The organism is Marinobacter suaedae (assembly GCF_030519635.1).
GTDB lineage: Bacteria > Pseudomonadota > Gammaproteobacteria > Pseudomonadales > Oleiphilaceae > Marinobacter > Marinobacter suaedae.
Map to the genome: position 1 here is coordinate 791335 of NZ_JAUMIS010000002.1, position 19318 is coordinate 810652.

Annotated in this window: 17 protein-coding genes; 6 read left to right on the top strand and 11 right to left on the bottom strand. The window is 58.3% G+C overall.

The features are described 5' to 3' along the window. Nucleotides 1-7: 7 nt before the first annotated feature. From QVZ43_RS12510 to QVZ43_RS12535, 6 genes are all read right to left on the bottom strand, one after another. Nucleotides 8-1756 (bottom strand): ABC transporter substrate-binding protein, encoded by a 1749-nt coding sequence (locus QVZ43_RS12510; RefSeq protein WP_223793236.1) that lies wholly within the window; start codon nucleotides 1754-1756, stop codon nucleotides 8-10. 164 nt (nucleotides 1757-1920) lie between these two features. Then, the gene (locus tag QVZ43_RS12515) at nucleotides 1921-2196 is read right to left on the bottom strand and encodes a DUF2160 domain-containing protein (RefSeq protein ID WP_223793235.1); all 276 of its coding nucleotides are present in this window, start codon (nucleotides 2194-2196) and stop codon (nucleotides 1921-1923) included. A 13-nt stretch (nucleotides 2197-2209) separates the two neighbouring features. After that, nucleotides 2210-3016 (bottom strand): carbohydrate ABC transporter permease, encoded by an 807-nt coding sequence (locus QVZ43_RS12520; protein WP_223793234.1) that lies wholly within the window; start codon nucleotides 3014-3016, stop codon nucleotides 2210-2212. Between the two features lie 9 nt (nucleotides 3017-3025). Continuing rightward, a complete protein-coding gene (locus QVZ43_RS12525) occupies nucleotides 3026-3892 on the bottom strand; it encodes a carbohydrate ABC transporter permease (RefSeq protein WP_223793233.1) in 867 nt (288 codons plus the stop codon). Further along, nucleotides 3892-4992 carry an ABC transporter ATP-binding protein gene (locus QVZ43_RS12530; protein WP_302910196.1) on the bottom strand — a complete coding sequence of 367 codons (1101 nt, stop codon included), beginning with the start codon at nucleotides 4990-4992 and terminating at the stop codon, nucleotides 3892-3894. The genes QVZ43_RS12525 and QVZ43_RS12530 overlap by 1 nt, the downstream gene beginning before the upstream one ends. Further along, nucleotides 4992-6083, bottom strand: coding sequence for an ABC transporter ATP-binding protein (locus tag QVZ43_RS12535; protein WP_302910197.1), 1092 nt, complete (start codon nucleotides 6081-6083; stop codon nucleotides 4992-4994). Before QVZ43_RS12535 ends, QVZ43_RS12530 begins: the two co-directional genes overlap by 1 nt. Before the next feature lie 336 nt (nucleotides 6084-6419). Between QVZ43_RS12535 and QVZ43_RS12540 the strand changes: the two genes are divergently transcribed. Continuing rightward, nucleotides 6420-8282 carry a sigma-54-dependent Fis family transcriptional regulator gene (locus QVZ43_RS12540; protein ID WP_302910198.1) on the top strand — a complete coding sequence of 621 codons (1863 nt, stop codon included), beginning with the start codon at nucleotides 6420-6422 and terminating at the stop codon, nucleotides 8280-8282. Nucleotides 8283-8340: 58 nt separating this feature from the next. Here QVZ43_RS12540 and QVZ43_RS12545 read toward each other — a convergent pair whose 3' ends face one another. After that, nucleotides 8341-8655, bottom strand: coding sequence for a non-heme iron oxygenase ferredoxin subunit (locus QVZ43_RS12545; RefSeq protein ID WP_302910199.1), 315 nt, complete (start codon nucleotides 8653-8655; stop codon nucleotides 8341-8343). After that, the gene (locus QVZ43_RS12550; protein ID WP_302910200.1) at nucleotides 8652-9590 is read right to left on the bottom strand and encodes a fatty acid desaturase family protein; all 939 of its coding nucleotides are present in this window, start codon (nucleotides 9588-9590) and stop codon (nucleotides 8652-8654) included. Before QVZ43_RS12550 ends, QVZ43_RS12545 begins: the two co-directional genes overlap by 4 nt. Before the next feature lie 312 nt (nucleotides 9591-9902). Here QVZ43_RS12550 and QVZ43_RS12555 point away from each other — a divergent pair, with 312 nt between their 5' ends. After that, complete coding sequence (locus tag QVZ43_RS12555) at nucleotides 9903-10661, top strand: DeoR/GlpR family transcriptional regulator (protein WP_302910201.1); 759 nt, start codon at nucleotides 9903-9905, stop codon at nucleotides 10659-10661. Between the two features lie 161 nt (nucleotides 10662-10822). Continuing rightward, complete coding sequence (gene glpD, locus QVZ43_RS12560) at nucleotides 10823-12352, top strand: glycerol-3-phosphate dehydrogenase (protein WP_223793226.1); 1530 nt, start codon at nucleotides 10823-10825, stop codon at nucleotides 12350-12352. 1 nt (nucleotide 12353) lies between these two features. Here glpD and QVZ43_RS12565 read toward each other — a convergent pair whose 3' ends face one another. Further along, nucleotides 12354-12959, bottom strand: a complete 606-nt coding sequence (locus QVZ43_RS12565) for a uracil-DNA glycosylase family protein (protein WP_302910202.1) — start codon at nucleotides 12957-12959, stop codon at nucleotides 12354-12356. A 107-nt stretch (nucleotides 12960-13066) separates the two neighbouring features. Here QVZ43_RS12565 and QVZ43_RS12570 point away from each other — a divergent pair, with 107 nt between their 5' ends. Further along, a complete protein-coding gene (locus QVZ43_RS12570; protein WP_302910203.1) occupies nucleotides 13067-13801 on the top strand; it encodes a nitroreductase family protein in 735 nt (244 codons plus the stop codon). Nucleotides 13802-13835: 34 nt separating this feature from the next. Here the strand turns inward: QVZ43_RS12570 and glk are convergent, their stop codons facing one another. Both glk and edd read right to left on the bottom strand, forming a co-directional pair. After that, a complete protein-coding gene (glk, locus tag QVZ43_RS12575) occupies nucleotides 13836-14810 on the bottom strand; it encodes a glucokinase (RefSeq protein WP_302910204.1) in 975 nt (324 codons plus the stop codon). After that, the gene (edd, locus tag QVZ43_RS12580; protein ID WP_302910205.1) at nucleotides 14807-16627 is read right to left on the bottom strand and encodes a phosphogluconate dehydratase; all 1821 of its coding nucleotides are present in this window, start codon (nucleotides 16625-16627) and stop codon (nucleotides 14807-14809) included. Before edd ends, glk begins: the two co-directional genes overlap by 4 nt. 147 nt (nucleotides 16628-16774) lie before the next feature. Here edd and gap point away from each other — a divergent pair, with 147 nt between their 5' ends. Both gap and pyk read left to right on the top strand, forming a co-directional pair. Beyond that, nucleotides 16775-17785, top strand: coding sequence for a type I glyceraldehyde-3-phosphate dehydrogenase (gene gap / locus QVZ43_RS12585; RefSeq protein WP_302910206.1), 1011 nt, complete (start codon nucleotides 16775-16777; stop codon nucleotides 17783-17785). A gap of 59 nt (nucleotides 17786-17844) precedes the next feature. After that, nucleotides 17845-19293, top strand: a complete 1449-nt coding sequence (pyk, locus tag QVZ43_RS12590; RefSeq protein WP_302910207.1) for a pyruvate kinase — start codon at nucleotides 17845-17847, stop codon at nucleotides 19291-19293. Nucleotides 19294-19318: the final 25 nt, after the last annotated feature.

Consider the following 19318-nt stretch of genomic DNA (forward strand, 5'->3'; position numbering starts at 1 on the left):
TCAATGCTTAGCTCTGACGAGCATCTTCCCAGGTTTTCAGCAGTTCCTGATAGGGAACCGTCTTGCCCTGTGGCTTCTCATTATCCAGTTTCGCCTTGGGCGAGCCAGGCTGATCCAGCCAGTACTGAGGGTCCCGAGGCTCATTGAGTTTGGGTCCACAGGTTGCCATCACATTGGCGCGCTCCAACCGCTCAAGCACCCGGTCCTGAGCCTTGGCCAGGCCGTCCAGCGCTTCTTGTGGCGTTGCCTCACCACTGGCCGCCTGGGCGATAAACTGCCACCACAGCTGAGCCAACTTGGGGTAGTCCGGAACGTTGGTGCCGGTGGGCGACCACTGAACCCGTGCCGGGCTGCGATAGAACTCCACCAGGCCACCCAGACGCGGTGCGGCTTCGGTCATTTCATCCGAGTTGATGTCCGACTCTCGAATCGGCGTCAGGCCAGCCAGGGTTTTCTCCAGCGATACGGTCTTCGACACGGTGAACTGAGCATACAGCCAGGCCGCCAGCCGGCGTTTTTCCGGCGTGGAATCGAAGAAAGTCCAGGAACCCACGTCCTGATACCCCAGCTTCATGCCCTCTTCCCAGTAGGGCCCCCGCGGAGAAGGTGCCATGCGCCACTTGGGTGTACCGTCTTCGTTCACCACCGGCAGGCCGTCTTTCACCATGCTGGCCGTAAAGGCGGTGTACCAGAAGATCTGCTGTGCCACATTGCCCTGAGCAGGAACCGGTCCGGCTTCGGAGAAGGTCATGCCCGGAGCTTCAGGCGGCGCGTACTTTTCCAGCCAGTCCACGTATTTGGTGGTGGCGTACACCGCAGCCGGGCCATTGGTGGCACCACCGCGGCTGACGCTGGAACCCACCGGATGACACTCCTCGACGCGGATACCCCACTCGTCCACCGGCAGGCCATTGGGCAGGCCTTTGTCACCGGCACCCGCCATGGAGAACCAGGCATCGGTAAAGCGCCAGCCCAGTGAGGGGTCTTTCTTGCCGTAATCCATGTGCCCGTAGACACGTTTACCATCAATCTCTTTCACATGAACAGAGAAGAACTCGGCAATGTCTTCATAAGCGGACCAGTTGACCGGAACACCCAGGTCGTAACCGTAGATCTCCTTGAACTGACTCTTCAGGTCGTCGCGCTCAAACCAGTCAGCACGGAACCAGTACAGGTTGGCAAACTGCTGGTCCGGCAACTGATACAGGGTGCCGTCCGGCGCAGTCACAAAATCCAGACCGATGAAGTCGTCCAGATCCAGAGTCGGAAGAGTGAGGTCTTTACCCGCCCCTTCCATGATCGACTGCACCGGGACCACCTTGCCGTAACGGAAATGGGTGCCGATCAGATCCGAGTCGTTGACGTAGGCGTCGTAGATATTCCGGCCCGACTGCATCTGGGTCTGTAACTTCTCGATCACATCCCCTTCCTGAATCAGCGTGTGCGTCAGGTTGATGCCGGTGATATCCGTAAAGGCCTTGGCCAGAGTACTGGCTTCGTATTCGTGGGTAGCGATGGTTTCCGACACCACGTTGATATCCATGCCCCGGAACTGTTCTGCGGCCTTGGTAAACCAGGCCAGTTCCTCCAGTTGCTCTTCCTTGGTCAGGGTCGACCGTTTGAACGACTCATTCACCCATTTTTCGGCCGCATCGGAATACTGGTCGGCACTAGCGGGAAAACTCACTGCTACCCCCGCAGCGCCAACGGCAGCGCTGAGCAAAAGAGCGCTCGGATAGTTATTGTTCTTGAACATATCCAACCTCATTCATCGTCTATTGGATGGGACGAAACAGACTCCGTTTCGTTCACCTTTCATAGCGTTGTTACCGCTATCCCTTGCTTCGAACCCGGACAACGCCGGATCCATTCTTCTTCCCCTTCCGCACTGATGGACAAGCCGGGCCAAACGTCGCCCCGTCAGCCCCAGCGCAACAACACCAACAGCCAGATCACCGAAACAACGAGGGCGATCCAGAGACTCACATTGCTGACAGCCAGAAACGCCAGATGGATGTAAGCCGCCGAAAGCAAACCAATAAACAGGCGATCCCCCCGTGTGGTGGCAATGGGCAGAAACCCTTTGCGCTCAACACAGGGCGAGACTAGTTCGTAGATGGTCATCACCAGCAGGATGGCCGCAATCACACCAAAAAAGGTGGCGACCGCCGGTGTCCAGTTCATCCATGCAAGCATCGCAGTTCTCCCCTCAAACCCGTCCGAGGGCAAAGCCCTTGGCCACGTGATTTCGCACGAACCAGATCACCAGCAGGCCCGGAATAATCGTGAGCGAACCAGCCGCCGCCAGCACCCCCCAATCTATGCCGCTGGCCCCCACCGTCCGGGTCATGATGGCAGCAATGGGTTGAGCGTCCACCGAAGTCAGCGTGCGCGCCAGCAACAGTTCCACCCAGGAAAACATGAACGCGAAAAAGGCGGTCACGCCAATTCCGGAGCGGATCATCGGCAGGAAGATCTTCACGAAAAACTTCGGAAAGCTGTAACCGTCGATGTACGCCATTTCGTCGTATTCCCGGGGCACCCCGGACATGAAGCCTTCAAGAATCCACACCGCCAGCGGCACGTTGAACAGGCAATGCGCCAGCGCAACCGCAATGTGGGTATCGAACAGGCCAATCGAGGAATAGAGCTGAAAGAACGGCAGCAGGAAGACCGCCGGCGGCGCCATGCGGTTACTGAGCAACCAGAAGAACAGATGCTTGTCGCCCAGAAACTTGTAGCGGCTGAAGGCATAGGCGGCCGGCAGCGCCACCAGCAGGGTAATGACCACGTTCATGGAGACGTAGATCATCGAGTTGATATAACCGTTGTACCAGCTCGGATCGGTGAAGATCACCTCGTAATTGTGCAGCGTGAAGTTCTCTGGCCACAGGGTCAGGCCGCCCAGTATTTCCTGGTTGGTCTTGAACGACATATTGAGCAACCAGTAGATCGGCGTGAGTAGCAGTACGATAAAAATTGTTATACCAATGTTCTTGCCCCGACTGTTTTCCATCACCGCCTCCTATTGCTTCTTGTCCGCGTGGGTGATGGCGGTAAAGAACAGCCAGGACACCAGCAGCACAATGAGGAAATAAATGAGCGAGAAGGCCGCCGCCCGGCCAAGGTCAAACTGGCCAATCGCCATGGTGGTCAGGGTCTGGCTCAGGAAGGTGGTGGAACTGCCCGGGCCACCGCCGGTCAACACGAAGGGCTCGGTGTAGATCATGAAACTGTCCATAAACCGCAACAGCACGGCGATGATCAGGACGTTTTTCAACCGGGGCAGCTGGATGTAGCGGAACACCGCCCACTTGGAGGCTCGGTCAATTTCCGCCGCCTGGTAAAAGGCTTCTGGAATCGCCCGCAGGCCCGAATAGCACAGCAGCGCCACAAGCGGCGTCCAGTGCCAGACATCCATCAACAGCACGGTAAACCAGGCATCGCCGGTGTCACCGGTGTAGTTATAGTCAAAGCCCAGTTCGTTCAGCCCCCAGCCGAACAACCCGATATCTCCCCGACCAAAGATCTGCCAGATGGTACCTACCACGTTCCAGGGTATGAGCAGCGGAATGGCCAGCAGGATCAGGCAGAGCGACGCCTTGATGCCGGTCTTGGGCATCATCAGGGCCACCGCAATGCCGAGGGGAATCTGGATGAGCAATACGGCGCCCGAAAACACGAACTGGCGAATCAGCGATTCCTGCAGCCGCTCATTCGTCAGCACCTCACGAAACCATTCGGTACCCACAAAATACGCCTGCCCTGGCCCGAAAATGTCCTGAACCGAGTAGTTCACCACCGTCATCAACGGCACCAGCGCGGAAAACGCCACCAGAATGAAGACCGGCAGTACCAGCCACCAGGCCCGATTGTTGGGTATCTTGTCCATCACTGATGCTCCTGTACCAGAAATTCATCCACGTACAGCTTCAGCCACTGGCGGGGAAACGAGACGTAGATCTGCCCGCCAACACGAACTTCGAATTCTTCGCTTTGCCGGACCTTGAGCCGCTCATCTCCCAACCGAACCGTCACGATCTTGTAGGTGCCCAGATCCTCCACGTCCAGCACCTCGGACTCGAAGGCGTCGTCCGACGGCTGCCGGGCCAGCTCGACAAATTCCGGCCGGATACCGACTTTGACGTTGGCGGATTTCATCAGCTCCAACCGATCGATTTGCCAGGGCTCAAGGGGGATGACGGTCGTTCCGAAGCACACCCCTTCGGCACACCGCTTTACCTCGATCAGGTTCATGCCGGGACTGCCGATAAAGAACCCGACGAACGTGTGATTGGGTTGCTCGAACAGTTCCGTGGGCGTGCCGAACTGAACAATCTGGCCGTCGTACATCACTGCAATCTTGTCCGCGAAGGTGGAAGCTTCCAGCTGATCGTGGGTGACGTACACCATGGTGATGTCGAACTGCTCGTGAATCTGCTTGAGCTTGCGCCGTAACCGCCATTTGAGCTGCGGATCAATGACCGTGAGCGGTTCATCGAACAGGATGGCAGAGACATCCTCGCGCACCAGACCACGGCCCATGGAGACCTTCTGTTTTTCATCCGCCGTCAGGTTCTTGGCTTTCCGATAGAGCTTGTCCTCAATCTCCAGGACCTCGGCAATCTCATGCACCCGGGCCTTGATCCTGGAGCCAGCCATTTTGTTGTTCTTGAGGGGAAACGCCAGGTTGTCGTACACGGTCATGGAGTCGTACACGACCGGGAACTGGAACACCTGGGCAATATTGCGCTCCCGGGGAGACATCTCATTCACCCGCCGCCCGTCGAACAACACCTCACCCTCCGACGGCTGAACCAACCCGGAGATGATATTGAGCATGGTGCTCTTGCCACAGCCGGAGGGACCGAGCAGTGCGTATGCCCCACCCCGTTCCCAGACATGGTCCAGCTGCCGGATGGCATAGTCCGCGGGATCTGAAGGTGTGGAGCTATAACTGTGTGCCAGTGACTTCAGTTGTATCTCAGCCATCAGCCACCTCCTGTCGGTTGTGCCGGAGTCAGTACCAACTGCTCATGGCTGTCGAACACGAATAACTTGTTGATGGGCAGATAGACTTTCACCGGGGCTCCGGTGTGATACTGGTGCACCCCCATCAGTTGAAGCACCATTTCGAAGTAACGGTTCTGCACATGCATGAACGTCTCGGAGCCGCTGATCTCGCTGAGCGCCACCTCCATGGACATCTCCAGATCGTCGTCATTGGCAGGGACCAGGCCAATGTGGCTAGGCCGAATGCCAAACCAGTATTCGCCGGGCTTCAACGCCGCCAACTCCTGAGTCAGCGCGTGATGGGAATACTCGTCAAAGGTAACCTCGGTTTCGGTCACCCGGCCCCGAATCAGGTTCATGGGCGGTTCGCTGAAGAGCTGGGCTGCCAGGGTACTGACGGGCGCCCGATACACGTCCATGACCGGCCCGGTCTGTACCACCCTCCCTTCGTGCAACAGGGTCGTGGTTCCGCCCAGTGCCAGCGCTTCGTTGGGCTCGGTGGTGGCGTACACCGCAATACACTGACGTTCCCGGAACAGGCCACGGAGCTCGGCCCGAAGCTCTTCCCGCAGCTTGTAATCCAGATTGACCAGCGGCTCATCAAACAGAATCAGGGTGGCGTCTTTGACCAGTGCCCTGGCCATGGCGGTGCGCTGCTGTTGCCCGCCGGACAGCTCCAGTGGATGGCGCTTGAGCAGCGGTTCGATGTGCAGCATGGCCGCGGTTTCCTTCACCCGCCGGTCGATCTCACTGTCGGACATCCTGGCCAGTCTCAATGGAGAGGCGATGTTCTCGTAAACCGTCAGATTGGGATAATTGATGAACTGCTGGTAGATCATGGAGATGTTGCGCTTCTGGACCGATTGCCCGGTTACATCCTCGCCCCGGTACAGGAGTCTGCCCGTGGTCGGTTTGTCCAGCCCGGCCATCAGGCGCATCAGCGAGGTTTTTCCCGCCAGGGTCCGGCCAAGCAGGACATTGAACGAGCCTGCCTCGAAGGTCAGGTTGGCGTTGTGAATGTAGTCCACGCCATCAACGACACGGGAGATATTCTCCAGTGTTAGGGACATAGGCTTTCCTTGTTATTCTTTTGTCATCAGATCCCGCCGTTGCGACCCACTTACTTCCCTGATCGCCGATCACGGTGTGCACTCGACAACGCAAGCCCCGTACCAGTTCAGGCTGACGCCGATCCTCCAATCACCCAACCCTCTGTTTAGCTGTCGTTTTTTCAGGCATGAAAGACCCGCGAGTCCGAGCCCAAAAACTTTCGTTTCCGCAAACCTTGTCTAGACTGAACACAGCATTGAACAGTGCCTGAACAACGGATTGAACAGTTCCGGTGTCTTGATTGAACACTGATCTGACAACGGGCAATAACAACAACCAACCCGAAGGTACAGCCCATGGGGAACAACGACTGCTCCAACGAACGCCAGGCGATACGGGAATCATGGAATCGATGCACAGCCTGGGGCCTGAAACACGATCAACGGCCGTCACCCACGGGCAGCAGGCCAGCCGCCGGCATCCGAGAAGATTCAGAGCATTCTGAATTAATCTCTGTGACCGACACCGAGGTCGTGCCCTACTACCGTAACGTGCTCTCCAACAGCCGCTGCCTGATCTTGCTGGCAGACGCTCAGGCAACGGTCCTGCAAAGCTGGGGGGATGGAAGCATTACCGACCGCAACCTGAAACCCTGGTTCCTGAAAGGCGCCAACTGGCGGGAGCAAACCTGTGGAACCAACGCCATCGGCACCGCCATCGCCACGGGCGCAGCGATTCAAATACAGCGCAACGACCACTTCCTGAAACTGCACAGGAACCTGATCGGTTCCGCCGCGCCCATCTACGATGCGGGCAACGAACTGGCAGGTGTTCTGAGTGTGTTTACTGATGCCTACCTGCCCCAGGCCCATACCCTGGGCATGGTTCGCTTACTGTCCCAGTCCATTGAAAACCGGCTTATCAGCAGGCGTTTTGAAGGTAGCCACTGCCTGATCACACTCAACACCAACGCCGACAACTTTGACAGCCCCTGGTCCGGGATTATCGCCTGCGAGGGCAACGGAACTGTTATCGCGTGCAATCAGCGTGCGAGTCAGCTGCTCGGCAGCAATCCTGTGAACCACGCTCTGGATGAGCTGTTCTCCGGGTCTGGGAGGCGTATTCTCCAGCAGTCGAATCGAGCGCCCATGCAGCTCGTTACCCGCAACAAAGTGCGCCTCAGTGCGCGGATAACGCAACCGGAACAACCTGCACCAGAACGCCCGGTTCGCCAGCTTGCCCGGGAAACCGAAATTGAAGAGCCCTCAGGCCCGAACCTTTCGGAGCTTGAGTTTGGCGACGCAGCCGTTCGCCGCTGCGCCGATCTCGCCAGCAAAGTGCTTAAACGAGGTGTACCGCTGGTCATCACCGGCGAAACCGGTGTTGGCAAGGAGGTTCTGGTCAAGGCACTGCACAACGCCAGCGAACGACGCGCTCAACCACTGGTGTCCGTCAACTGCGCCGCCATCCCATCCGAACTGGTTGAATCCGAACTGTTCGGCTACCAGCCCGGCGCCTTCACCGGTGCCCGCGCAAAGGGTGCCATCGGATTCATCCGCAAAGCCCACAGAGGCATTCTGTTTCTCGATGAAATTGGCGAAATGCCGATGGCAGCGCAGTCTCGGTTACTCAGGGTCCTGCAGGAGCGGGAGGTCATCCCCGTTGGTTCGACAGACAGCGTACCCGTCGACATCCTGCTGATCACCGCCACCAACCGCTCCTTGCAGTCCCACATAGATTCGGGCCAGTTCCGCAGCGACCTGTATTACCGGATCAATGGCCTGAGCGTGGAGCTGCCGCCACTGAGAAAACGCTCGGACAAGCAGGAACTGTTTCAGCAGATCTACCGCCAGCACCGGGATGACGGACAGCCAGAGGCATTAAGCGATTCGGTTCTGGCAACCCTGACCCAGCACCCCTGGCCGGGCAATATCCGACAACTTGAGAACGTGATTAAGGTGGCGGTAGCCATCGCAGACGGAGACCCCGTCCAGCTCTGGCACCTGCCAGAAGACTTCCTGTCCGCTCCTGAGTCAACCTCAAACAACGCCGTAGAGCCATCGGGTAACCGTGCGACTCACCAGACCCTGTCCGACGGTCTTTCCCAAACCCTCGACGCGTATCGCGAGTGCATGGGCAATATCTCCCATACCGCCCGGGCGCTCAGCATTAGCCGTAATACGGTTTACAAGCGTTTGCGGGAGCTGGGGGTTCGTTAGTCGAAAACGACCAGGGATTTGGAGCCCTTGCTTGTGGGAAGGCGCCACCCGAACCGCTTCAGATCCGCACCTGCACCTTCCCATGCCGCACCCTCACCTCCAGCCCCCTTATCGCCCGCGTTGCGGGCGCGGCGATGGGCTTACCGTCACGAACGTCAAAGGCCCCCTGATGCAGGGGGCATTCGATGACATGATTGTCGAAATACCCATCGCACAGGTCGGCACCCGCATGACTGCACAGCGCGAGCGAGGCATAGATTCCGGTAGGCGTATCGTAAACGGCTATGGTCGTCCGCCCGACCTCGACGCGAGTGACCCAGTCCTTTTCAAGGTCATCCACTGCTATGACGTCTCGCCAAGGCTTCTCGCTCATGCCCGTGCCTCCCTGATTTGCCACAGGATCTCCCTATGCGCACCGAAATAGCCGCGCGGCTCGACGTAAATATGGTCGCGCAGCTTTTCATGCAGGCGCGGCAGGGCGTGATACGGAACCAGCGGGACATAGTGATGCTCCGCATGGTAGTTCATGTTCCAGCACAGAAACCGCCACGGGGCGGAAATCAGGTTCGTGCGGGTGTTTTCGCTCATCTGCGCCACGGTCGGGCGACCTACATGTTCCGTCATCCGGATAAAACGCATCACCGGTTCGCCAAGGAAGAGCGGAATGATCCAGTACCAGATCAGCCCCCACCAGCCTGTGACCGCCATGCCCGAAAAGATCAACGCATATATCCCCAGCATTATTCGCGCGTCCCGGTATACGGCGGCATGCTCCGCCTTCGGAATGAAGCGTTTTTCGGTGTCCGACAGCCGCCCCATCGCGTGACGGGCAACCTCGGTGAACTTGGCCGTCCAGTAAGGGATCGCAGACAGGTAAAGCAGGTATTCACCGAAGGTTTTCGGCATGGGGATCAGCTCAGGGTCCTGGCCGGTCAGCTGCGTATAGGTGTGGTGGTCACAATGCTCATACCGAAAGAAGCGGTGCGGCAGCAGGATAATCAGTCCGCAGATCTGCCCGACGATGTTGTTCAGTTTGCGGGTGCGGAAAACGGTGTAATGCACGCATTCATGCTGAAGCGAAAAATGATGGACCAACACAATCCCATGCAGGAACATGGCCGGCCAGATCAGCCAGCTGTTCCATGCAAGCGTGATCAGTGTCGTGGTTCCGGCCAGCACCAGCATCCACAGCGCCAATTTACAAAGGGCGGGGCCGTCCGAACGCTGCATCAGGGATTTCAGCTCGCTACGGTTCAGCTTGCCTTCTTCAAGCGCCTGGGTCAGTGGTGTGACAATGGCTTGTGTCATCGCTGGTGATCCACGAGTGCTGCCGGTCGAGGCGGCCTCACCTCAGGGCCATTCCGCTCAGGGCAAGCGCCGGATACGGTTATACTGCTCACCGTAGCACGCCCCATTTGGGTCCTGCAAAACGGCCTGCCCCTGGGTCCTGCAAAACGGCCTGCCCCGGAGAAATTGCCATGGCGCTCGAGGTCGATGACGGCGGTACAATTCACGCGCCCCACCGCTGCATAACCCCCTGAAAAACGGTACACTGATGTTCGTTTTAATCTTTACATCATTCGTTTACGAACAATACGAACAAAAAAAGAGGCGTATTGAATGGCACAGGCGCGTCGCAAGGATCTGATTCTGGAGCTCATTCAGGAAACCGGTTTTGCCACCACGGATGAGCTGGTTGAGCGATTCAAGGTCACGCCACAAACCATCCGCAGGGACCTCAACGACCTCGCCCAGGAAAAGAAGGTGCGTCGGCACCACGGGGGCGCAGGCATTGACTCCAGTACGGTGAACACGGCCTACCAGGCCCGGAAGATCATGGATCTGGAGGCCAAGGAACGCATTGCCCAAGCACTGGTTGAGATGATCCCGGATGGTTCCTCCATGTTTATTAACATCGGCACCACCACCGAAACCATCGCCAGGGCCCTGCTGGGGAAAAGAAACCTGCAGGTTGTGACCAACAACTTGCACGTTGCCTCCATCCTGTCCGCAAAGGAAGACTTTCACGTCATCATTGCCGGTGGTGAAGTCCGGCACCGGGATGGAGGGATTGTGGGCGAAGCCACCCGGGACTTCATCAATCAGTTCAAGATGGATTTCGGCATTATCGGTATCAGTGGCATCCACGAGGACGGCTCGCTGCTGGATTTTGACTACCGGGAAGTGCGCGTCGCTCAATCCATCATCGCAAACTCTGCGCAGGTCTTGCTCGCGGCTGACCATACCAAGTTTGGCCGTAATGCCATGGTACGCCTTGGCAGCATCACCCAGGCTCATCACGTCTTTACCGACCAGCAACCACCCGCCCCCATAAAACGCCTGCTCAGCGAACACAACGTCGATCTGCATATCGTCTGAATCGCGTTTTCGTTAACAGGTAGTGACTCACCCTTATATTTTCGATTTTATTCGTTTGGTTCCTTTACGAACTTTCCTTTGTTTCGCATAATATTTCTCATCGCTCAAAAAGCACTCAATCAGGGACAATTTTTTCGATTTCAGTCAGGAGATGACTCGCAATGGACCAAGCGAAGGACCAGTACGATGTGGTTGTAGTGGGTGGTGGCGTCAACGGCACCGGCATCGCCATGGATGCCGCCGGACGCGGCCTGAAGGTATTGCTGTGTGAAATGAACGACCTGGCCTCGGCCACATCGTCCAGCAGCAGCAAACTGATCCACGGCGGGCTGCGTTATCTGGAGCATTACGAATTCCGACTGGTTCGCGAAGCACTGGCCGAGCGGGAATCCCTGCTGCGCAATTCGCCCCATATTATGTGGCCCATGCGCTTTCGGCTGCCCCATCGCCCTCACCTGCGGCCAGCCTGGATGATCCGTACCGGCTTGTTCCTGTACGACCATCTTGCCAAACGGGAACTGCTCCCCGGCTCCCGCTCCATTCGATTCGACTCATCCGATCCGCTGAAACCGGAACTGACCAAAGGATTTGAATATTCCGATGGCTGGGTGGATGACGCGCGGCTAGTGGTATTAACCGCCAAGAAAGCCCAGCAGCGTGGCGCCACAATCCTTACCCGAACCAAGTGCGTAAAAGCGGACCGGGGAACCGATGAGTGGACCGTGACCCTGCGGGATGAGCTGGACGGCTCCGAGCGGGTGGTCAAAAGCAAAGCCATCGTCAACGCGTCTGGCCCATGGGTAAGCAAACTGTTCGGCGAAGCCCTGGAAATGCCCGCCCCCAAAATGATTCGCATGGTGAAAGGCAGCCACATTGTGGTTCCCCGGCTCAACAAGGGCACCGAGGCCTATATCCTGCAGAATGAAGACCAGCGAATCGTTTTCGTCATTCCTTATGAAGACCAATTCTCACTCGTTGGTACCACCGATGTGGAATATCAGGGGGATCCAAAGAAGGCGACGATCTCCCCCGAAGAGACCGAGTACCTGCTGAACATCGTAAACGACCATTTCAAGCAGCAACTGAACGACAAGGACGTGGTCTGGTCCTACTCCGGCGTTCGCCCGTTAATGGATGGGGAAGAGGAAAACGCCCAGAAAGCGTCGCGGGATTATTCGTTCGAGGTCAATGCCGAGCCGGGCAAGGCTCCCCTGCTCTCGATCTTTGGCGGCAAGATCACCACCTATCGCAAACTGGCGGAATCCGCCACAAACACCCTCTGCAAGTTCTTCCCTAACGCGGGTGGAACCTGGACCAAAACAGCGGAACTGCCCGGTGGCGATTTCGATACCCAGGACAATCTGGCGGCGCGCATGCAACATGATTTCCCATGGCTGCCCGATGCCATTATCAGCCGATATGTTCGCACCTACGGGACCTGTGCTTACCAGCTGCTGCAAGACGCGAAGTCCGTCGGTGACCTGGGGCAGCACTTCGGAGGCACCCTGTACGAAAAAGAGGTGGACTACCTGCGGGCGGAAGAATGGGCCGTTGATGCCGAAGATATTCTATGGCGCCGGACAAAACAGGGGCTGTATCTCGACGACGAGGGCGCCAGAGCATTGCAGGCGTTTCTCGACAACACATCCGGCGGATCGGATAAGTCAGCAACCACCCAGCAGCTCGCCTGAGCTATGCAGTATTAGATAGCACCATAGAGACCTGCTCTCTCAGGGCGGGTACGGCTTCGGCCTCGAACCAGGGATTGCGCCTAAGCCACAGATTGTTGCGAGGGCTGGGATGAGGCGTGGGCATCATCCGCGGCCAGTAAGTTTGCCAGTGCCTGACGGTGTCCGTCACCGTGTTTCTGCCCTCCGGCAGATGCCAGTTCTGGGCGTATTGGCCGATCAACAAGGTCAGTTCGATATTGGGCAACCGGTCCAGTAATGCCTGCCGCCACGTCTCAGCACACTCCGGCCGAGGCGGCAGGTCGCCAGACTTTCCCGTTCCCGGGTAGCAGAAGCCCATGGGCAAAATCGCCAGTTTCTGCTCATCGTAAAAGGTATCCCGGGTAACCCCCATCCAGTCCCGCAGACGATCTCCGCTCGGGTCGTTAAAAGGCAACCCGGTTTCGTGAACCCGGCGCCCGGGTGCCTGACCCACGACCAGAATGCGGGCGGATTCGGACAACTGGACCACCGGCCTTGGACCCAGCGGCAACACATCCTGACACAGCGTGCACGCGCGTACCCGGCGCACCAGCTCATCAAACGGCAATTGTGCAAGTTCCTCAGTCACGTCATCTGCCCGGCAAGTTGCATAGCTGTGTTTTTCCCGTAACCATAGGGCGACTCGATTCTCTCAACAAGCAGCTGACGCCGAATTCAGGCGCCCAAGGACAGACCATGAATGCAAAGGCCGGCGCACTGCCGGACATCAACGTGGATGAGTTTCGAAAGGTGGTACGCAGCCGCCGGTCCATACGCCGATTCAAGGACGAGCCCATCCCCCAGGAAATTCTGAACGACTGCCTGGAACTGGCCACCCTCGCGCCCAACTCCAGCAACCTTCAGCCCTGGGAGTTCTTCGTCGTCAAAACGCCAGAACTCAAAGCAAAACTGGCCGATGCCTGCCTGGGTCAGAATGCCGCCAAGACGGCGCCCCTTTTGATCGCCATCGTCGCCCGCCCGGATACCTGGCGCGACCACGCCCGGCTTGCACTGGAGGAGTGGCCAGAGACCAAGATGCCGTCCATCGTCGACAAGTATTACCGCAAAATCGCACCGATTCACTACAACCAGGGTCCGTTCGGCGTGTTTGGTGCCGCGAAAAAAGCCATCGGACTGGTGGCTGGCCTGTCCCGCCCCGTGCCCCGGGGGCCCTACTCGGTCAACGAAATGAAAATCTGGGCCACCAAGTCGACCGCCCTGGCCGCGGAAAACCTGATGCTGGCGCTTAGGGCCCATGGCTACGATTCGTGCCCGATGGAAGGTTTCGATGAATGCCGGGTAAAGAAACTGCTCAAGCTGCCGCGCAAAGGTCTGGTCACCATGGTGCTGGCCGCCGGCAAACGTGCTGAGGATGGCGTGTACAATCAGCAGTACCGGTTCGACCAGTCCCGCTTCGTGCATTATCTGTGACCGCTCTGCGCCACGACATCGTCAAAACAGACTGTCAGGGGTGGCCAACCGTCATTCCTGACAGGCTGGCAGCCGCGCCACGCAAGCCGGTGTACGGATCAGTGATAACGGTCACCGGCGTCGACGCCACCAGTGCACTCATCCGCCCCTTGCTTTCAAAGCCAGCGCGGAATGGGCTCGCCAAGAGGAAGTCCAGCATCCTGGGCAATATGCCTCCACACAAGTAAACCCCTCCTGTGCTGCCCATGGTGAGCACCGCATCCCCTGCTACCCGGCCTAGGATGTGACAAAACCGGTTCAAGGTATCCACCGCCAGCAAATCTTGGTTCCTCTGCGCAGTCTGGAGGATAGTGGCGGGCGAATCCAGTGGCGCCTCCCGCCCCTGAACCACCCCTAACGCCTGGTAGAGATTCACCAATCCGGGCCCACTGAGTATTCGCTCCACGGACACCCTTGAGTGCCGCTTTCTGAGTACGCCCTGGACTGCAAACTCCTCCTCATCCGCTGGCGCAAAAGCCACGTGGCCACCCTCACTGGGGAGCACGATCCAGTCGTCGCCAGACGGCACCAGACCGGCCATACCCAATCCGGTTCCAGGCCCCAGTACCAACCTTGGCGCATGCTGATCACCCGGGCCACCGCACACATGCTGTTGGTGATCTTCCCTGACCTGAAGAGCCCCCAGAGCCATGGCCGAAAAGTCATTGATGACCCGGAACTCTTGCCAGCCAAATCGATGCTTTATGTCATCGACCACAAAACTCCAGGGATTGTTGGTCATCTGGACGGGCGATTCGGAGACAATCCCCGCAACGGCCAGACAAGCTCTGGCTACCCTTCTTTCACCAACACGTGCGAGGTAATTGGCAATCACACCCTCAAGGCCGCTGAATTCCGAACACGGCAGACTTTCGATGGATTCCAGTGCGCCGCTGACGGTATCCGCCAGGGCGAAGCGGGCATTGGTACCGCCCACATCCCCCACCAGCGCATAACGGGACTCACTCATTCATCGTGATTCCAGAAAAAACTGGCGCCCTCTTCGGGCGTGCTTGCAGAACGGCGCATCCAGCCAAACAGCTCACGGCCATATCCATGACGATTCGCCGCCATATCGGGGGTGGCCGACGGGCGCTCCGCCAGCTCGGCGTCCGTGAGGGAAACCGACAGACTGCCGGTGGTGGCATCCAGGCATATCACATCACCATCGCGCAGTTTGGCCAGGGCACCACCGTCCAGGGCTTCTGGGTACACATGAATAGCCGCTGGCACCTTGCCCGAGGCGCCGGACATCCGCCCATCGGTTACCAGCCCAACCTTGAAACCACGGTCCTGAAGCACCCCCAGATACGGTGTCAGCTTGTGCAGCTCAGGCATACCATTGGCCCGAGGCCCCTGGAACCGAACCACGACGATGCAGTCCCTGTCCAGCTGGCCGGCGTCGAAGGCGGCTTTCAGATCATCCTGATCGTCAAACAGAACCGCCGGTGCTTCCACCTTATGATGCTCCTTCGCAACCGCCGACACCTTGATAACACCCCGGCCAAGGTTGCCGTCCAATACCCGGAGTCCGCCATCCGGCGCAAAGGGTTCAGCGGCGGTACTGAGCACCTCCGGATTTCCGGATTTCTCCGGAGCGGAGGTCCAGACCAGCTTGTCGCCTTCCAGCGCGGGCCCCTGGGTGTAACGCTCCAGCCCCTCGCCAACCACTGTGTTTACGTCGTTGTGCAGGAAACCGCCGGCAAGTAATTCACGAATCAGAAACGGGGTGCCCCCGGCCTCGTGGAACGCATTCACGTCCTCCTGGCCGTTCGGATAGATGCGCGTCATGGAGGGGACCACGGACGACAGGTCGGCAAAGTCGTTCCAGTCGACAAGGATACCGGCCGCCCGCGCAATGGCGATCCAGTGCATGGTGTGGTTGGTGGAGCCGCCGGTGACCAGCAGGGCGACCAGTGCGTTGACGATGCTCTTTTCATCCACCATGTCCGCCAGCCCAAGCTCACCCCCGTTGGGCTTCGATAACCGGATCACCTGCTCTGTGGCGTAACGAGTCAGGGCGTCCCGCAGCGGCGTGCCCGGATTCACGAAGGCCGCGGCGGGCAAATGCAATCCCATCACCTCCACCAACAGCTGGTTGCTGTTGGCGGTTCCGTAGAAGGTGCAGGTTCCCGGACTGTGGTAAGACTTGCTTTCCGCTTCCAGCAGCTCATCCTTGCCAATCTTGCCCTCGGCATAGAGTTGACGGATACGTTGTTTTTCCTTGTTCGGCAGCCCGGAAGGCATCGGGCCTGCCGGTACCAGCACGGTGGGCAGGTAACCGAAACTCAGGGCCCCGATCAGCAGCCCCGGTACGATCTTGTCGCAAATACCAAGCAGCAGGGTGGCGTCGAACATGTTGTGGCTGAGGGCGACCGCCGTGCTCATGGCAATGGTATCGCGGGAAAACAGGCTCAATTCCATCCCCGGCTGCCCCTGGGTCACCCCGTCACACATGGCGGGCGTTCCGCCCGCAACCTGAGCTACCGACCCCATTCCCCGAGCGGCTTCACGAATAATGTCAGGAAACTTTTCATAGGGCTGGTGGGCCGAAAGCATATCGTTGTAGGCAGTGACGATCGCCACATTGGCCCTGTTCATGAAGCGCAGGGTGTCCTTGTCACCGGGACTGCACGCTGCAAAGCCGTGGGCCAGATTACCGCACGACAGACTGCTCCGGTGGGGAGACTGGGCCTTCAGCGCCGCCATATGCTTCAGGTAGCCTTCACGACCAGACCGACTCCGCTCAATGATTCGCTGGGTAACCTTGTCAACCACGGGCTGCATCGCTTAACTCCCTTCACTCTCTTTTTGAAAGTAATTTTTACTATATTTAGTCTACAAATACACAACAAAAGCGAACTTTAACGGTATCATGTTGTCATATTTACTACGCACTAGGGATTGCAGAAAACGTCGCCAAGGAGGCCGATCATGACACTACGCATTGCTATCAACGGCTTTGGCCGAATCGGACGAAACGTTGTTCGCGCACTTTACGAGAACAACTACCGGCAACACATGCGGGTCGTCGCAATCAACGACCTCGCCGATGCCCCTGCCAACGCCCACCTGCTCAAGTACGACAGTGTTCACGGGCGATTCTCCGGCGACGTATCCGCCGATGCCGAATCCCTGACCATCAATGGCGACCGGATTGCCGTGTCAGCCATCAGAGATCCGAAAGAGCTGCCCTGGCAATCCCATCAGGTCGACATCGTCTTCGAGTGTACCGGCCTGTTCACGGATCGATCCGCCGCCGCGGCACATCTGCACGCCGGAGCCCGCAAGGTCATTATTTCCGCCCCCTCGCCGGACGCTGACGCGACGATTGTGTACGGAGTGAATGAGCAGTCACTCACTGGCCAGCACAGCATAATTTCCAACGCCAGTTGCACCACCAACTGCCTGGCACCGATTGCCAAGGCACTGAGTGATCGCGTAGGTATCGAGAGCGGATTGATGACAACCATCCACGCCTACACCAACGACCAGACACTCAGCGATGTCTACCACCCGGACCCCTACCGGGCCAGGTCGGCCACTCAATCCATGATTCCAACCAAAACCGGCGCCGCTGCCGCCATTGGCAAGGTGATACCAGAACTGGACGGCAAACTCGATGGTCTGGCAGTTCGGGTTCCCACCATCAACGTCTCGCTGGTGGACTTTGGCTTTATCGCCTGCCGAGACACCACTGTTCAAGAAATCAACAACACAGTCAAGGCAGCGGCGGAAGGCTCCCCGGTTCTTGGATTTAACATCGAAAAGCTGGTGAGCATCGACTTCAACCACAACGAGCTCTCCAGCATTTTCGATGCCAACCACACCCGCGTGCTCGGCCGTCATGTAAAAGTCATGGCCTGGTACGACAATGAGTGGGGATTCTCGAATCGTATGCTGGATAATGCTCTTGCACTTCAGCGGGCCTCCCGCCAAGGCTGACTGTCCGGAGCAATTCCACTAACCTAGACAGATAAACGCACCGTTAAGGACTTCCTAATATGCTCAGGCGTACCAAAATAGTCGCAACACTCGGACCCGCCACGGACTCACCAGAGTCGTTATCCGCCATCATTGCCGCCGGAGTGGATGTCACGCGACTGAATTTTTCCCATGGAAGCGCCGAGGAACACATCAACCGGGCCCGACTGGTGCGCGAGACCGCAGCCGCCAACGGGCGCTTTGTCGCCGTCCTGGCGGACCTGCAAGGCCCGAAACTCCGTATCGCCCGATTCGCCGACAACAAAGTAATCCTGAGTGCCGGACAAACCTTTGTCCTGGATGCGAGCATGGATAAGGAGGCAGGAACGGCCGAACGTGTTGGTATCGACTACGAACAGCTGATCGACGACGTGAAACCGGGCGATATCCTGGTTCTCGACGATGGCCGGATCGAGATGGAGGTGCGGTCAGTTGATGCACACAGCATTACCTCTACGGTCCTGATTGGCGGCCCGCTGTCCAATAACAAAGGCCTGAACAAGCGCGGTGGTGGACTCTCGGCCGAAGCGCTCACCGAAAAGGACAAGCAGGACATCGTCACCGCAGCCCGACTGGGCGCGGACTATGTAGCGGTCTCCTTCGTCCGAACGGCCGAAGACATGCATACGGCCCGCAAACTGCTGAGCGACGCCGGCTCCAATGCCGGCCTGGTCGCCAAGATCGAACGGGCCGAACTGGCCCACGACGAAGCCGCCCTGGATGCGGTCATTGAAGCCTCCGACGCCGTCATGGTAGCCCGCGGCGACCTGGCCGTAGAGATTGGCGATGCGGAACTGGTGGGCGTGCAGAAGCACATCATCGCCCGGGCCAGAACCCTGAACCGGGCCGTGATTACGGCAACCCAGATGATGGAATCCATGATCACCAACCCCATGCCGACCCGGGCGGAAGTATCCGATGTGGCGAACGCGGTCATGGACTACACCGATGCGGTCATGCTGTCAGCCGAAACTGCCGTGGGCGATTACCCGAAAGAAGCCGTCGAGGCGATGGTCCGCATCTGTTTGGGCGCCGAAAAGCACCCGTCCATGCACCAGTCCAAGCACCGCATCCACGAAAGCATGGAGCGGGTGGACGAGGCCATAGCGCTGTCCGCCATGTACGCCGCCAATCACCTTGAAGGGGTGACGGCCATCATCTGCATGTCGGAAACCGGAGCGACGCCGCGACTGATGTCCCGCATTAAATCCAGCCTGCCGATCTTCTCCTTTTCCCGGCACCACTCCACCCAGCACCGAGTTGTGCTGTTCCGGGGTGTACAGACGGTTCCTTTCGACTCGGCCACGGTACCCAACGAGCGTACCAACTCCCTGGCCATTTCGGAGTTGGTCAATCGGGAAATCGTGAAGGAGGGAGATCTTGTCGTAATCACCAAGGGAGACTACGTCAACGCCCAGGGCGGCACGAATACCATGAAAATCGTGAAAGTCGGGGCCGACATTCGTTGACCCGGCATCATCCCTGAAACGGATC